Annotated in this window: 11 protein-coding genes; 9 read left to right on the forward strand and 2 right to left on the reverse strand. The window is 52.9% G+C overall.

The window, feature by feature from the left end:
- The 6 genes from dnaA (at position 1) to SH527x_RS00030 (ending at position 9,997) form a co-directional block, all read left to right on the forward strand.
- Positions 1-1,431 (forward strand): chromosomal replication initiator protein DnaA, encoded by a 1,431-nt coding sequence (gene dnaA, locus SH527x_RS00005; RefSeq protein WP_437192601.1) that lies wholly within the window; start codon positions 1-3, stop codon positions 1,429-1,431.
- Between the two features lie 311 nt (positions 1,432-1,742).
- Positions 1,743-2,492: a 2-C-methyl-D-erythritol 4-phosphate cytidylyltransferase gene (gene ispD, locus SH527x_RS00010; RefSeq protein WP_437192602.1), complete on the forward strand. Its 750-nt coding sequence runs from the start codon at positions 1,743-1,745 to the stop codon at positions 2,490-2,492.
- Between the two features lie 397 nt (positions 2,493-2,889).
- On the forward strand, positions 2,890-3,630 hold the full coding sequence (locus SH527x_RS00015; protein ID WP_437192603.1) for an ABC transporter ATP-binding protein: 741 nt from the start codon (positions 2,890-2,892) through the stop codon (positions 3,628-3,630).
- Between the two features lie 154 nt (positions 3,631-3,784).
- On the forward strand, positions 3,785-6,448 hold the full coding sequence (locus SH527x_RS00020) for a Gldg family protein (RefSeq protein WP_437192604.1): 2,664 nt from the start codon (positions 3,785-3,787) through the stop codon (positions 6,446-6,448).
- Between the two features lie 74 nt (positions 6,449-6,522).
- A complete protein-coding gene (locus SH527x_RS00025; RefSeq protein ID WP_437192605.1) occupies positions 6,523-8,487 on the forward strand; it encodes a DUF4340 domain-containing protein in 1,965 nt (654 codons plus the stop codon).
- A 403-nt stretch (positions 8,488-8,890) separates the two neighbouring features.
- On the forward strand, positions 8,891-9,997 hold the full coding sequence (locus SH527x_RS00030; protein WP_437192606.1) for a hypothetical protein: 1,107 nt from the start codon (positions 8,891-8,893) through the stop codon (positions 9,995-9,997).
- A 39-nt stretch (positions 9,998-10,036) separates the two neighbouring features.
- Here the strand turns inward: SH527x_RS00030 and rsmH are convergent, their stop codons facing one another.
- Both rsmH and SH527x_RS00040 read right to left on the reverse strand, forming a co-directional pair.
- Complete coding sequence (rsmH, locus tag SH527x_RS00035; protein ID WP_437192607.1) at positions 10,037-11,092, reverse strand: 16S rRNA (cytosine(1402)-N(4))-methyltransferase RsmH; 1,056 nt, start codon at positions 11,090-11,092, stop codon at positions 10,037-10,039.
- A 123-nt stretch (positions 11,093-11,215) separates the two neighbouring features.
- Positions 11,216-12,625, reverse strand: a complete 1,410-nt coding sequence (locus SH527x_RS00040) for a POT family MFS transporter (protein WP_437192608.1) — start codon at positions 12,623-12,625, stop codon at positions 11,216-11,218.
- A gap of 658 nt (positions 12,626-13,283) precedes the next feature.
- Between SH527x_RS00040 and SH527x_RS00045 the strand changes: the two genes are divergently transcribed.
- The 3 genes from SH527x_RS00045 to SH527x_RS00055 all read left to right on the forward strand — a co-directional run bounded on the left by SH527x_RS00045 (position 13,284) and on the right by SH527x_RS00055 (position 16,408).
- Entirely contained in the window at positions 13,284-13,562 is a 279-nt protein-coding gene (locus SH527x_RS00045; protein ID WP_437192609.1) for a branched-chain amino acid aminotransferase, read from the forward strand.
- Between the two features lie 143 nt (positions 13,563-13,705).
- Positions 13,706-14,917, forward strand: a complete 1,212-nt coding sequence (locus SH527x_RS00050) for an ATP-grasp domain-containing protein (protein WP_437192610.1) — start codon at positions 13,706-13,708, stop codon at positions 14,915-14,917.
- A 222-nt stretch (positions 14,918-15,139) separates the two neighbouring features.
- A complete protein-coding gene (locus SH527x_RS00055) occupies positions 15,140-16,408 on the forward strand; it encodes a PP2C family protein-serine/threonine phosphatase (RefSeq protein WP_437192611.1) in 1,269 nt (422 codons plus the stop codon).
- The last annotated feature ends 399 nt before the right edge of the window (positions 16,409-16,807 follow it).

The following is a 16,807-nucleotide window of genomic DNA, read 5'->3' on the forward strand; positions in this document are numbered from 1 at the left end:
ATGCCACCCGTTTCATCCCCCAAACGTGCATTAGGCATTCATGGCAGTACATCTCCTCTTCAAGAACTCCGGACCGCCCTCCAGACGCATCTTGGCCCGCGACGGTTTCAAAACTGGTTCGGTACCGGGTCACGTCTAAAGCTTGAAGATGAAGCCCTGACGCTCTGCGTGCAGAGTCCGTATCTGGTGAAGTGGATTCAACAACAGTTCGAACGCGATCTGTTGAAGATTGCCGCGAAAATTGTGGGACCAGATGTTCGGCTGCAGTATGAGATCGGTGCAGAAGTCTCTTTGACTCCGGTTCCGGAGATGGTCGAGACTGCGCCTGCACCTCAGGCAAGCTTACCACGACGAACTGCAGCGGCACCGGCGCGACAGGCGACTCACGGTCGCGGAAAGCGATTGTATTCCCTTGCCGATTTCGTCGTTGGGGATTGCAACTCGCTGGCTATGGCTGGCGTTCAGCAGTTCGTTGAAGACTCGGACACTGTGTCACCGCTTTACCTGCACGGGGGCGTGGGGAACGGGAAGACACATCTGCTCGAAGGTCTTCGTGTGCGTTTGCGGAAAGAGTGTCCTCAGTTGCAGGTGATGCATCTGACAGCTGAGCACTTCTGTAATTACTTCTCGCAGGCACTTGCTTCACGAACACTGCCGAGTTTTCGAACAAAGTTTCGCAGCGTTGATGTGCTGCTGATTGACGACGTCGACTTTTTGGATGGCAAGAAAGGGTTTCAGGAAGAGTTCCTGCATACTCTGAAGCAATTCGAACAGGAAGGGCGGTCATTGGCGGTGACTTCGAATCGTCATCCACGACTCCTGACGAATACGTCAGAAGAGTTGGTGAGTCGATTCCTGTCTGGGCTTGTTTGCCGTATTGAAGCGCCTGACGAAGCGACCCGTAAGGAAATTGTGCAGCGTCGAGTGGCTCGTCTCAAGACGAAGTTTACTCCTGATGCGATTGAGCACATCGCCAAGCGATTCACCAGTAACGTCCGTGAGCTCGAAGGAGCAGTGAACGTTCTTTCGACATGGTCGCAAATGTCTGGTGGTCGTGTGACGGTGCAGATTGCCCGAAAGTTGCTCGGCCGTCTGGAACGAGACTGTGTTCGCCTGGTTCGTGTTGCCGATGTTGAATCCGCAGTTTGCGAATTCTTTAACGTCGAAACAGAACTGCTGCGGTCAAGTTCTCGCAAGCAGACTGTCTCGCAGCCGCGTATGGTGGCCATGTACCTGTGCCGCAAAATGACTCAGTCTGCCTACAGTGAAATCGGGACGCATTTTGGTGGAAGAAATCACAGCACTGTGATGTCCGCTGAAAAGAAGATCGCTTCATTAGTCTCTGAGTCGAAGACGATTAAGATTGCATCTGAAACTTGGACGTTTCAGGAATTGATTCAAACACTTGAAGATCGCATTAAAGCAGCCTGACCAGATCTCCTGGTTGGTGGCAAGCGGTTTTCTTCGTCTGCTGTTTTCTGAACGGATTCTGTTCCAGCAGATGAATCAGTGGTGTTGACCAGACAGGTCCCCACGGTGTTTTCCAAATCACACACACGGCTCATCGCACCGTTGAATACTCTGGAAGAATTTCCGGCGTGTTGTGGTGTCCGTCGTCGTTGCCTATCTTGATAGTTGGGTTCGCGGACTTGGCGGCCGTGGAAAGTTGGCGCTGTTCTCCTTCTGTTTGAAGAGAGCAGCGCGATGTCTGCGATTCAACTTCTATCTGAAATTGCATCTACATGGCACGGTTTGCTGTCATTCTTGCTGCTGCTGGTAAGAGCTCCCGGTTTGGCGAGTCTCGTCACAAGAAGCCATTTATTGAGCTGAAGGGGCGGCCGGTTTGGGTTCGTTCTCTTGAACCATTTCATCAGCATCCCGATGTTGTTCAGACTGTGATTGTCGTGTCGGCTGAAGATCTCGAATGGTTTCGGGAGAAGTTTCAGGCGAACTTGGCGTTCATGAATGTCGATGTTGTCGCTGGCGGTGCTGAACGAGCGGATTCCGTCCAGAATGCTTTGGCGCATATCCGCGCAGATGTCGATTTCGTGGCCGTGCATGATGCGGCCCGTCCGTTGCTTGTCAAAAAGTGGGTGGAAGATGTCTTTGCTGCTGCGGAGAAGTCCGGCGCGGCGATTCCTGCCTCACCAATCGTCAGCACGATTAAACGGGTTGCTCAGGGAACGATCTCTGAAACGGTCTCTCGTGAAAACTTATGGGGAGCACAGACTCCTCAGGTGTTTCGCCGGACGCTGTTGATGGAAGCATACGCCAGGCGAGACGGCTTTGTTGCAACCGATGAGGCCCAACTGGTTGAGCGGATCGGGCACCCGGTTTCGATTGTGGAATGCCCGGCGTTGAACCTGAAGATCACCACGCAGGATGACTTTCGCATGGCCGAAGTGTTGTTGGATGTGCTTCCGAAAGAGTCATTCCTCGGAAATCTGCATCCCTTCGCAGACGACAATCCGCACCTCTTCCGGGATCTGTAGCCGATCCCGCTGCCTTCTTCGTTTCTCTATTGAAGCAAGTGACTTTTGGGTTTCAGGCTGAACCGGGACTGGTTGCGACAAGTTTTGAGAAATTTCAAAATTTGAGCCCGGAGTTCGCCGTCACCGGAAACTGGTCAGTCATCAACATGACCGACCTGCGCGCGAGGTTCTCGCATCTCACTATCGACACTGCTTCTTCCGCAGTGAATGCCACGTGGGAGGTGGAAACGGGATCAGCTGACTTTGCAGTATCAAAGGTGAGAGCACTCTGTCGCCCTTGCGTCGTAACCCATGAACTGAATAGGTTGTTCATCTTACAACGGTTCGGCTATGCTGATCCGTTCTTGAGTTTCAGAATTGCCATCAGGTTTCGCTTCCTCCAGGAGGAATTTTCCCGATGACCGAACGTCCATCGCAGAACGCCATGATTGAGGCGTTAGGACTCAGCAAATATTACGGTCCATTTATCGCGACTGAAAATGTGACGTTCTCCGTTCCAGCGGGGCAAGTTGCCGCGTTTCTCGGGCCCAACGGGGCAGGGAAATCGACGACAATGAAACTCCTGACAGGCTTTCTTTCACCGAGTGAAGGAACCGCCCGAATTGGTGGTCACGATGTGACGACCGATCGAATTGAAGCGAGCAAGCTTGTCGGCTATCTCCCGGAAAACGGGCCGCTTTATAACGAGATGACTCCGCAGAGTCTTTTGAAATATCTTGGTCAGGCTCGCGGTATGTCGAGCACGCAGCTCAAGCAGCGGATGGAGTTCGTCGCGGCGCGATGTTCTCTGGAAGACGTTTGGGGCAAGCAGATCAGCAAGCTGTCTCGAGGGTATCGCCAGCGCGTCGGGATGGCCCATGCGTTGCTACATGATCCTCAGGTGTTGATTCTCGACGAACCAACCAGTGGGCTCGATCCAAATCAGACGTTTCAGGTTCGCGAACTGATTCGTGAGCTGGCCAAGTCCAAGACCATTCTGCTGTCGACTCACATTCTTTCTGAAGTCGAGGCAGTCTGTGATCGGGTGATTCTGATCAATCGAGGACGAATTATTCTCGATGGAAATGTGGAACAGATGCGAGGAGATCAGGCGAATCTCGAAACCCGCTTCCGGCAGTTGACCGGCGGGGCCGCATAGTTCGTGGAATTTCCATCGTTCGTTTGAAACAACCTTCAACCTGAAACCGTCGGTCGGATGCATCTTCTGGATGCGGAGATTCTGGTTTGTGCTCTGACTCTGGGCACGAGTGAGACTGAATTCGACGCGGTGCAAGCAAGCAAAGTGAATCACAATGGATTTGAACGTTGTGCTCGCTGTTTTTAAGCGGAATGTCGCCAGCTATTTCTCCGGGATGCTGGGCTATCTGTTTATCGTTGTCTTCGTTGTCGCAGGAGCGTTTCTTGCGTTCAACGATCAGTTCTTCGCGAATAATCTGGCGAACCTTGATCAGCTCAGCAGTCGGTTTCCGCTGTTGCTGTTGTTCATTGTTCCTGCAATCACAATGACCGCCTGGTCCGATGAGCGGAAGCTCGGGACGGACGAGTTGCTGTTCACGTTGCCAGCATCCGACTTCTCGATTCTTCTCGGGAAATATCTGGCCGTGCTGGCCGTCTATACCGTCGCTTTGCTGTTCTCACTGACACATGCTTTTGTGCTGGCAAGTCTGGGGAATCCGGATTGGGGGCTGATTGCGACCACCTACTTCGGGTACTGGCTGGCCGGTGGAGCATTGCTTTCGGCAGGGATGTTTGCGTCCGTTTTGACGAACAGCTCAACCGTTGCATTTGTTCTGGGTGCGGTCATCTGTTCCATTCCGGTCTTCATCGACAGCGTGCCGGGTGTGCAGCTGTTCCTGAAAGATCGTCTGCATGTGAATGAGCCGCTGAGTGTCGCCGGGCATCTGCAAGGCTTCACGTCTGGCAAAGTTGCCTACAGCAGTATCTTCTACTTCGTCGGTCTGTCTGCATTCTTTCTCTATCTGAACGCAGTGATGATTGCCCGACGTCATTGGGCCGGTGGTAAGAATGCCGGTTCAATGAGTGCGCAGTACCTGTTGCGAGTTGCGTGTCTGGCGGTCGCTTTGTTGAGTCTGACATACACCTTCGCGACTGCCGGTAACAGTGCAGACTCAACGACAGAACAGTTGCATACACTCGCCCCTTCGACTCTCGAAATCCTGAATGCGATTCCTGCTGACAAGCCAGTGACGATTCAGGCATTCATCTCGCCAGAAGTGCCACAGGACTTCGTGGCGATCCGGAAGGATCTGATTAACAAGCTGGTTGAGTACGACAAGCGCGGTGGCAATCGCGTGCAGTTGCGACTCGTTGATGTCGACCCATTTTCACCGGCTTCAGAACAGGCGGAAGCGCTGGGGATCAGTGCTCGTCCATTGCAGAGTGAGCAGGGCGGACGTCTCTCTCGTAACGATGTCTATCTAGGCGTTGTCTTGACCAGCGGCTTCGATAGTGTCGCGATCCCGTTCTTTGATCGTGGAACTCCAATTGAATACGAATTGACCCGTTCAATCGGGACAATTTCTTCGGAGAAACGCCGCGTCGTCGGGGTACTAAATACAGATGCCAAAGTGATGGGCGGATTGGATATGCAATCCTTCCGGCAGTTGCCTGAGTGGCAGATCGTCACTGAACTGAAGAAGCAGTATGAATTGAAAGACATCTCGGCAGATGAACCGATCACTGCTGAGATGGACGTGCTGATTGCCATCCTGCCATCATCTCTCACCGAACCGCAGATGGTGAACCTGGTGAACTACGTTGATTCAGGCAAGCCGGTTCTCATCTTCGATGACCCGGTGCCGGTTTGGGGTGCGAACAACATGGGGACAGGCATCTCCTGGGCTCCATTGGAACCTAAACCAAGTGCCGGTGGCATGGGCATGATGGGAATGCAGAGTCAGCCACAGCCGAAGGCCGACGGCGGAAAGGCAACCAGTCTGCTGCAGGCACTGGGGATCAAGTGGGATGTCAGCAAGAGCTTGTTTGATGTCTATAACCCACATCCTCGTTTTGCAGAGACCTTCCCGAAAGAGTTGATGTTTATTGATGGTCGCGAAGGCGTGAACAATGCCGATCCGATCACATCTGGTCTGCAGGAACTGATTACGTTCTCGCCTGGATTCGTGGCCGAGCGTGACAGCAATGTTGAACTCGACTGGCTGTTGAAATCCCGAAAGGGAAGCAGCGGGGTCAACCTGTGGGATCAGATTACACAGGCTGGATTCATGGGGGGACGAAACTATGTCTTCGACGTTCCTCACAAGCCAGATGACCAGACCTATGTGATGGCGGCCCGAATTAAGGGCAAAGACGGCAAGAAGACGAACGCCATCTTTGTCGCAGACATCGACATTGTTCACGACAACATGTTTCAGGTTTGGCAGCAGCAGTTGCTCGACTTGAAAATCGACAACGTTCTCTTTGTGCTGAACTGTGTCGACTCACTGACTGGTGACGAACAGTACATCGATCTGCGAAAGCGACGTGCTGTTCACCGGACACTGCGTGTTCTGGAGAACCGTAAGAAGGAGTTCGAAGTTCAGCGTCAGGAGCAGATTTCCAAAGCTGACGTTGCCGCTGAGAATGAACTTGCTGACGCGAAGACACGTCTGGAAGCAATCCTCAAGGATTTGCGTAAAGATCTGGAAAAGGGAAATGTCGACGTCAGCACGGTTCAGGTTCGTTTGCAGAATGCGACCGAAGCTGAAAATCGCAAGCTGTTGCAGCGTGAGAAAGAAATTGAACGCGAAAAGAACGAAACGGTTCGTCGCGTCAAAATGGAAACCGAACAGGATATTCGTCGCATTGAACGCGGGATCTGGAGTTGGGCGGTCTTTATTCCACCGCTCCCGGCCATCATCCTGGGTGCCATTGTGTTGATTTCGCGGGTTGTTGATGAGCGGAAGGGAATTGCTTCCGACCGATTGCGAAGTTAGTCGACATTGCAGGCAGTTTCTCCTCCCAAATTCATTGACGAACTCAGCGAGTGTTTCGCACGAGGAATATTTTGATGACTCAGACGATAAAAACCCTCCTCTTCGTCGTCATGGCGGCCATTTCAATTGGCGTTGCCGCGGGGACGTATTACGCCAACCGTCCAGTTGATCTTGATGATTTTGTGGACGTCGGCGAGAAGTTCTATCCGAACTTTGAAGACCCGAACGAGGCGACTGGTTTACAGGTCGCTGCCTATCAGGAAGAGACCGGAAAGACTGAACTCTTCAAGGTTGATGTGAAGAATGGTCTGTGGCGAATTCCAACGCACCATGACTATCCAGCAGATGCTCAGGATCGTCTTTCTAAGGCTGCGGCCTCGATGGTTGGTGTCACACGACTGGCACTGGGCGAGCGTACGAAAGCTGCCCATAAGAAATATGATCTGATTGATCCGCTGGACAAAGACGCCAGCACTGAAGGCCGCGGCGATCGCGTCACCTTGTATAAAGGGGATGCTGTTCTGGTCGACTTCATTGTTGGGAAGAAAGTCGAAAACTCCAACAATTTGTATTACGTCCGCCGTGCTGATGAAGATCGGTTCTATACAGCTGATCTGGGACAGTTCGACGTCTCGACGAAATTCTCCGACTGGATCAAGCAGGACGTTCTGGAAATCCGTCCGGACGACGTGAAAGAAATCCTCATTGGTCGGTACTTCGTTGACGAAGTTCAGGGCAAGGTTGTTCCTCAAGAAACAATCGATCTGAAACGTGGCGGAGAGCAAGGGGAATGGGAACTTGAAGGTCTCAAGAAAGACAAAGAGAAGCTGAAGGCGTCTGAGATTACCAATCTCGTCTCTGCTCTCGATGGATTGCAGATCGTCGGTGTCCGTCCGAAGCCACCTGGCTTGAGTGCCGCGCTGAAAGGGGATGCTGACACCATCTCGATCGACCCGTTTGTTCAACGGGATATGGTTGAGAAAGGGGTCTTCATCAACCGACGCAATGAGTTTGTTTACAACGAAGGAAAGGTCAATGTTGGCCTGAACAACGGCGTGAACTACGAACTCGGGTTTGGGGAAGAGTTCACAGGCTCCGAGTTCGATATCGAAGTCGGTCAGCCAGCGACCAAGCCAGCTGAAGAGGCAGCGAAGATCGCCGAAGAAGTTGAAAAGAAGGATGGCGAGAAGAAGGAAGACGGTAAACCGGCTGACGACAAGCAGGAAGACGGCAAGAAGACCAGTCGCTATCTGTTTGTGACAGCGTTCTTCGACAAGGATCTGTTGGGGCCAGCACCAACTGCGCCGGTCAAACCAGAGCCACCGAAGGAAGAAGCCAAGCCGGAAGAGCCGAAAGCCGACGAATCGAAGTCTGACGAGAAGAAGGCGGACACTGCGAAGGCGGATGCTAAGCCGGAAGACGCTGAGAAGAAGGACGAGAAGCCTTCTGACAAGCCAGCAGAAAAGCCTGTTGACAAGAAGGCTGAATATGAAAAGGCTCTCGAAGAGTTCAAAATTCAGTCAGAAGTGTACGAGCTGCAGAAGAAGGATTATGAGGCCAAGGTGAAGGCAGGCGAAGAACGTGTCGCTGAGCTGAACCGCCGGTTTGCTGACTGGTACTATGTCATTCCAGAAGACCTGTTCCTGAAGCTGAAGCTGCAGCGAGCCAACCTCGTCGAAGCAGCTCCGGCACAATCTCCAGACGCACCGAAAGCTGATGGGACAATGCCAGCAGTTGAGAAACCAGCGGTGAAACCAGCAGATCCGCAGCCAGTGTCAGAGAAGCCTGAGGCTATGAAACCTGCCCCAGAGAAACCTGCTGATGGAAAGCCGGAAGAGAAGCCAGCTGACGCTAAGCCAGCTGCAGAGAAGGCTCCAGCTGGAGACAAAGCGGAAATGAAAGCCCCGGCGGACGAGAAGAAAACGCCACAGGTTGATGAGAAGAAACCTGAGCCAACCGGAACAGAAGAGTCCAAACCGGCTGCTTCCGAATCGAAAGAAGAACCGAAACCTGCTCCTGCAGAACCGGCAGCCAACTAAAGTTATTTCGAATCGAGCCCCTGTTTCGAGCCCCATTGAACCGGGGCTCGATTTTTTTTGTTGAACTCATCTGAGTCACTCCGTTTCAGAATGGGTGACTCAACTTTCTTCCGTTCGGCTGGGGTGAACGACGAATTTCGCTGAATATTCACCCTCTTGATGTCTGCGCTGTTTTCTCGAAATTCAGGGTCGAGAAGTCTTCTTTTTGAGTCAGAAGCACTCTGAACGGCACGAAATTTGGGGCAGAGCGATAAGACGGATTGCCGAGAGAAATGCAACTTGGAATAATTCGTGAACCGGTATTTCAATTGCCGATGTTGATTTGAGCAAAGTATTGGACTGACACCCAGATTCAATTAGACGTTCTGATTCGTACTCAACCTTGTGCAGAGATGCTGTTCTAATGAGCGTCCCGCCGCCCCTCCCACAGCCGGCAAAGCCGCAAAAACGGTCTTCAGAGAAAGATCGCGGGGGGAGTGTTGTAAAGCCGGGGCCGTCTTCTGGTTCCAAGATACGAACAGAGCCGGTGGCCGCAGCGAATGCCGTTTCCACGCCAGAAGTCGACGATGCCCCAGTGTCGTTTCTCGAACAATTCCATTTGAAGGAGATTTGGGAACGACTCAACGGACGGGACGGGGCGTCATTTACGTTTTCTGTGGTCTTACACCTGATCCTGATTTCATTGCTTGCGATTCCTGTGATTCAGGAGTTGCGCCGCGAAGAGGAACTGACGACGGTCATCTTTGAAGGGGAAGGTGACCTTCCTGAAGGAGCGATTGGCGAGTCAATCGGAGCAGGGATTGAGCTGTCTGATCTGGCTCCGGCCGAAGAAGTGACCCCGGATACGCAGGCTCAGATTCAAGAAGGGCTGACTGCGATCACATCGATGAATGCGATGGACGTCAATCCAGATTTGATTGCCGGGTTGAAGTCTGGCTCTGCGAATGTGGCCGGCGGCGGAGGCTCCGGGGGACCAGCAGGGGGCGGTGGCCTGAACGGAACAGGTGGCTTTGGACGTGTTGCCGAGCCAATGAATGCCATCAAGGCCGGGAACTTCTCTGTCTGGGCGTGGCCGATTTCCGGGAAGGACATCAAGGGGCAGATTCTTCATGGAGAACCTGGCTCTGCTCCTCGCGTCTTTCAGGACTATCACATCGTGATTCGCCTGCGAGTTCCGCCTGGTCGCTCGCTAGTCAGCCTGAAGGACTTCAGCGGAGAAATTCGGGGAACGGATAACTACTTCCAGAAGATTCCAGACGATGCGTGGTACTTCAACGCCGGTGGGAATCTGATTCGCGCTCGGGCAGGTCGCGGAATCCCTGTCGTTGACGGAACTGCAGAGTTGTTAATCCGGGTTCCACCAGCTGGGCGTCCTTTAGTGCGGGACACGATTACGGTGGAGTCCCGTTTGACGGAAGAAACGCAAAAGATTGAGCTGACGTTCCAATCGCTTAAAGGGGACGGCGAGTCTGACGAATTAATGGACAGACCAGCTACTGAAAAACTGTAACCGGTCTGTTTCCACTCATCAACTCTTATCCGGTACGCCTTAAATTTCTGAGCGGATCGCCCAACGAAGTTTTGCTGACGTCGAGCGCGGATTCTGATTGCGTTCTTTCACTGTCGCACGAGTCACGGTGTCGGCAATTTCGGAGTACCAGCCAGCCTGAAGCCCTTGCTTGAAATGGGCTTTGACGCGGCGGTCTTCACCGGAGTGGAAGGTCAGGATCGCGACGCGCCCGCCTGGCTTCAGACACCAAGGCAACTGATTGAGAAACGCATCGAGTACACCGAGTTCATCATTCACGGCAATACGCAGTGCCTGAAAGATTCGACGAATGGTCGTGTTGGCGTCGCTCGGCTCCACTTTCCTCGTTGTCAGCGCCTGTCTGATGGTTCCGGCAAACTGTTGCGTCGTTGTAATCGGAGTCTCAGCGTGCGCCGCGAGGATGACCATCGCGAGCCAGACGGCATTTGGCTCGTCGGCATAGTTGGTCAGCAATTCGGCGAGCTCAGTTTGGGTGAGCTTGTTCAGTAATTCGGCTGCGGACTGCCCCTTGTCCGGGTTCATACGCATGTCCAGCGGACCTTCTTCCTTATATGTAAATCCTCGACTGGGATTGTCGAGTTGCATGGAAGAGATGCCCAGGTCGGCGAGCACCATGTCAGCTCCATAAGGAGCATGTTGCGGGACTTGCTGAGCGATGCCTGCAAAGTTGGCGCGAATGGCGACGAAGGATTCTTCGGAGAAGCCTTCTGATCGCAATCGTTCCACTGTCCGTGGAAGCTCAATCGGGTCGACGTCAAAGCTGATGACTTTTCCGCCGGGAGTCACGGCCTCAAGAAGTGATCGGGTATGTCCGCCGTATCCCAGTGTGCAATCAATTGCGGTCTGGCCCGGTTTCGGCTGCAGCACATTCAGAATCTCATCGACCATGATCGGTCGATGGCTCCCGGCAGGTGTTTTGCCGCTGGAGACCACTTTTGCAACATCCTCTGGATACAGCTCTGGTGTGTGTTCTTTGTAGCGTTCGTGAAACTGTCGCGGATTCTTCCCTGAATATCGGGGGCGGCGAGGTGGTTTCGATGGAAGTTCTTCAGACATGAATGACGTTCAGTCGTTGCGAACAGAAGCTGTTTCATCTGCTTCGTGGTCGTACAGTGGAGTGCATAACAAGTCGAGTTTCAGGCCGAATTGGTCTGTAGACTCGGATTCGATACGGAGTTTTCAGGTCGTGCTGCTGTCAGGTGCGTCGTTGACTCCAGCGAGTGGATTGTCTGTCTGGAGATAAGTGGTTCCGCGATAGAACGGCGCCCAGATTGTAAACAGGATTGCCGAAACCGCGATGGCTCCAGTGAAGAACCAGTAATAATCGGCTCCCTGGAGGATCGGATTCCCGGCTTTGATGGATGCGGAAATCATCGAGTTAATGACTGCCGTGAAGACATTCCCGAGCGAAATCGACAACAGGTAGATTCCCATCACGAGTGACTTCATCTGGTTCGGAGCACACCGATAGGCGAACTCATAACCGGTAACAGAGACCATGACTTCGGCCAGCGTGATCAATGCATAGGCAAACGCCTGCCAGCCGATGTGTGGTGTTTCGCCAGCAAGGATTTGAGTTTCAAGCCATGCAGGCACAGCGAAGGCTGGAATTGTCAGGAATAGCCCGAGACCGATTTTTCGAAGCGGCGTGACACGGACAAGATGACGGTCAACAAGTGGGTAAATGACATACGAGAACAAGGGAACCAGAATCATCACAAAAACAGGATTGATCGCCTGCATCTGGTCAGACTTGATGATCCATCCATAGACGTCTCGATTCAGGTGTTGCGCCTGATCCACCCAACGAGATGAGGTCTGATCAAACAGTGACCAGAAGGGGGCAATCAGAATCAGGAGCGGAAGCATATTCAGAATCGCTCTGATTCCTTCCTTGCTGATGGTCTCTTTGAAGAACAGAGAACCAGCAGGGGGGATGTGAACGAACTTGTTGCGACCGAGCCAGAAGACGAATGTTGCGGCCGCCATCAGAATCGCCGGGACTCCAAAGGCCCAGGACATTCCATAATGATCTCGAAGCCATGGCGTCAGCATCATGGAAAACATGGCGCCAAAGTTGATCGAGAAATAGAACCACCCGTAAACCTTCTGCAACAGGTGTTCGTTGGAGTGAGAGAATTGATCACCAACGTGTGCTGTGACGCAGGGTTTGATTCCTCCTGACCCCAGAGCAATCAGGCAGAGCCCCCAGAACAGCAGGGTGCGCTGGTCGAGTCCTGTGTGAACATCCATCAGTGCCAGAACGACATGCCCCAGACAGTAGACGATTGAGAGACTGAGGATCATCCGGTACTTGCCGATGAGCCAGTCAGCGAGAATCGCTCCCAGAAACGGAAGGAAGTAAACCGTCGCGTTGAATGTCGCCATCCATGACGACATCTCCTCGACCGACATCGTATCTGATGCCCCATCGGCGGTGACGAGATACTTCGTCATGAACATCGCCAGAACGGCTTTCATCCCGTAGAAACTGAATCGCTCCGCAGCCTCGTTCCCCACGATATAGGGAATGCCGGATGGCATCGTTGTCTGATCGACTGGCTTCGTCAGATAAGGCGTTTTGGCCATGAGGGGTTTTTCATTTCAGAATGGGGCGGGGGAGGCGAATTCTGATCTCGGAAGTACTGACTCCGTTCTGCGAAATCGAACTGCTTCGAAATCAAACAGAACGAAAGCGAGCGGCATACAAGGCATGTTCACTCTCATTGATGCTGTCGTGTTGCAGACAGCTTTTTGCGAATGGAAACAGCTTTGCGTCGGCACATGTTAGAGCAAACTGCTCCAGTAGAACAATTTCGTAATTCCAAGTGTCCCTCGAACCTGTGCATTTTGCGTTTTCATTCACGAAATGCGTTGAGTCTCTCAGTAGAACGAGCCCGGAATTGCAGGGAACACAGCATTGAATGGGTGGTGTTGCGTTCACGGGACGTGTTGCCGTTTGTTATCCTCCCTGTAAGTGTCGAATGGGTAAAAGGATAGGTCAGTTTGCGTGTTGTGTGGATCTGTTCTTGTGGTGTTGTTGCATCATTTGTGTTGCTGTGGAATCATTGCGTGTTCAGAATTGTTTACGTTTTTTGGATGAGACGTAAACTACGTGTGGTGTTGGGGTAATGCCTTTAGTTTGGGGTGTTGTGTTTCGGATTCTTTGCGCTGGTTTGCGTTTCTGGCACAGGTCTCGCATTAGGGGAGAACATCAAAAGTCACCCCCAATCAGAGAAAAATCGCTATGAACGCTTACCTGAACGCCCTGATCAACGACGAAGCTGGTTTCATTGTTTCTGCTGAACTGGTTCTGATCTCCACGATCGCTGTTCTGGGGCTGGTTGTTGGGCTGGGCGAAGTCGCCTTCAATGTGAATAACGAACTCGAAGACGTCGGTTCTGCGTTCTCTTCGCTGGATCAAGGCTTCTACCTGCAAACCACAAGTGGTCACAAAGGCCGGATGAACGGCAGCTTCTTCAAAGACCACCTCGACTTCTGTGCTGAAGAATGTGACATCAAGTAATCAGGTCAGATCGCTGTCTGACTCGACTGGATACTGCTACAGTCTTTCCGTCCGGTCGGTCTGAATTTTGCGAGAACAGGCTGGATAAAGTCTGGGGCTGTAGTGAGGTAGAGCAGCGATGTCATCGGACTGCCGCTTTAACAGTGCCCCACGCCTTTGATCGCGAAATTCGTTGGAGCATTGAATTGATTCTGCCTGCCGAACCGGTTGCAGACCTGATCATTGTGGGGGCAAGTTCCCGAGCGGCCGCCTTCTCTGCAATACGATCCGGCTTCCGCCCGATCTGTCTCGATCAGTTTGCCGATGCCGACTTACAGGCGAACGCAACGGTTCTCCCTTGGGCTGAGGATGATTCCGGGATTCTGGAGCAAATTCAGCGATGTCCAGGGATTCCGGTTATGTATGTCGGGGGGATGGAGAATCGCCCTGCTTTGATAGAGGCGATTGCTCAGACACATGCTGTCTGGGGAAACAGTGCGGATGTGGTACGACGAATTCGTAACCCCGCTGAACTCACAGAACCCGCCCGACTTTCGCGGATCTCCTTGCCGGAATGGCGAGACGAAACACAACCTCCTCCTGGCGATGGAACATGGATTCTACGTCCACGTGCCGGGGCAGGGGGCCGTGGCATTCAAGTCTGGGATGACGCTGCAAGAGCGTCGGAGACATTGCAAGAGCCGCATTTCTTTCAAAAACGTATCGAGGGTGTCCCTTTCTCTGCGACGTTCATTGCTCCCGCTGAAGTGGGGGATGTCCGGTTTGTGGGGATGACCAGACAACTCATCGGTGAAGAATTTTGCTTCGCGCGTCCGTTTCAATGGTGTGGGAACATCGGTCCTGTTGCCTTGCCGATCTCGACGGAGCTGACCATTCGCCGGTTTGGCAATGTGCTGAAATGGAAGTTGGGACTGCGAGGCTTCTTCGGTGTCGATTTGATAATCGACGAGGACGGAACTCCCTGGGTGACGGAAGTGAACCCTCGATATCCGGCATCCTCGGAAATTCTTGAGCACATCACAGGAATTCCGTTGTTGCAGGACCATTGTCGGTGTTTCACAGAAGATCCGCTTCCAGAGACAGATTGGGATCTGGCCCATCCCGGCGAGTTGCTGGGAAAGGCAATTGTGTATGCCCCGCAGGATCTCGTATTGTCGGAAGAGATTGTCGATGCAGCGTCCGTGCCAGTGATGAATGTTCCGGATATTACGGATCTACCAACGCCAGGAACGCATGTGCGGAGCGGAGAACCGGTCTGCACGGTATTTGCAGAAGCGTCAACATCCGAAATTTTGCTCGATTTGTTAAAACAGCGAATCGCGGAGATTGTTGCTCGATTGAAATCTGACTACTGATGAAATGAAACGTCTGAGGGGGCTGAGACGGGGGATCAGCTTAGATGTTTTGATTAGGACCATGTCCGGGAATCGCCTCAATGGCGACGTCGAAAATCGACGGTTATCATTCTCAGATGAAATGACCAAGGCCGTTCTGAAATTGTCGTGTGAATAGTGGGCAGCCCTCAGCAGACCTGGGCTCGTTGAGAGTCTGGGTGATAGACTGGTAGGACGATACGCGTGTACTGGGAACAGGCGGTGCAGTGCGAAGCGGGAACCGATGTCGGCCTGCGCCGTAAAAACAACGAAGATTCCCATTGCGTTCATCTCTGCCCTGATGAGGCGGAATGGCGGCGTTGTGGTCATTTACTAGTCGTTGCGGACGGAATGGGGGGACATGCGGTCGGTGAATTAGCCAGCCAGATTGCTGTCGAGACTGTTCCGCATACGTTCTTGAAGTCTCCTCCCGGCGACCCGCGTCGCTTGTTGAGGAATGCGATTCTTGCTGCGAATCAGGCCATCAATGAGCGTGGCACGCAGAACATCGATTTCCATCACATGGGGACGACGTGTTCAGTTCTGGCCCTGACGTCTCGAGGAGCAGTGATTGGCCACGTCGGTGACAGCCGAGTTTATCGCGTTCGCCGAGATCGGATCGACCAGTTGACGTTCGATCACAGTTTGCAGTGGGAACTCGAACGGCAACACGGAAATTTCGACGGGATCATCGATCTCAACCAGCATCGCAATATCATCACTCGCTCTCTTGGTCCGGAGAAGTCGATTGAAGTGGATATCGAAGGGCCCATGCTGGTCATGCCGGGCGATGCGTTTCTGCTGTGCTCGGATGGGTTGTCGAATCAGCTCTGTGACGCTGAGCTCGGAGCGATCGTCCGGGAGCTTCCGCCAGCTCAGGCCGTGAAGTTGATGATTGACATCGCGAACCTGCGGGGGGGGCCAGACAACATTACAGCGGTCGTTGCCAGAGTTGGTGAACTGCCAGCAAACGTCTATCCCCAGCCTGTCGAAGATTACGAAGAGGACGAAGGGGGCGTCAGCTGGGCGTGGCTCGGAGGAATGTGGGCCGCAGCATTTGGATTGGCGTGTGGACTGGCGTTGTGGATCGTCGGGCAGGAAGTGAAAGGGCTCAGCCTCCTCGCGATTGCTGTGACCGCTTTATTCTGGTTGCTGATTGTCCATTTCCGTCATCGACATTCGACTCAGTTGCCAGTTCAGTCTGTGGATGATTCGAAGACTCATCACTCGCGTCCTCACCGAACCGCAGTCGGCCTGTCATCGAAAGATCTCGCTGAACTTCTGGCGAAGATCGACGGAGAATTGTGTACGGCAGCTCAGGCGGATCAGTGGAAAGTGAATTGGGCCGAGCACGGAAAATGTCAGGCAGTCGGCCTGCAACATATTCGTGAAAAGCGTTACTCCAAGGCCATCCGCGATTTGGCTCGTTCGATTCGTGTGATCATGGAACAAATTCCAAGAAATCCTCGCTGAACCGCTTCTGTTGAAGATGAAGCCGTGCTGCAGCCGAGTCGGAACGGACAATCTCAATTCCACGGGACAGAGCCTTTTCGCCATCTCTGGACTTGAGAAGCGGCCTCAAATGCAGTCAGTCCGTGTGTCGACGTTGTGTGGCTCTTTTGCGGCAAACACTGCAGGTGTCGCCCTGATGCCGACGCAGGTTCTGCAGTTTTTGTATGGTTCGCAATCGCTCTAACTTGGATGATAGTTGCCGTTTGACGCAGCTTTATGCGGTACAGGCGTCTCTTTTGAAAGAATCTGCTTCAAATGTGTGCGCATTCTTGCTTACATTTGCGCAAAATTCTCATCACAGGCAAATCCCCGGATCTCGCCTGTCAGGGTTTGAAGTCTGGACCAACAGTGACAAGAATA

Source organism: Planctomicrobium limosum, from assembly GCF_051465645.1.
Classification (GTDB): domain Bacteria; phylum Planctomycetota; class Planctomycetia; order Planctomycetales; family Planctomycetaceae; genus Planctomicrobium.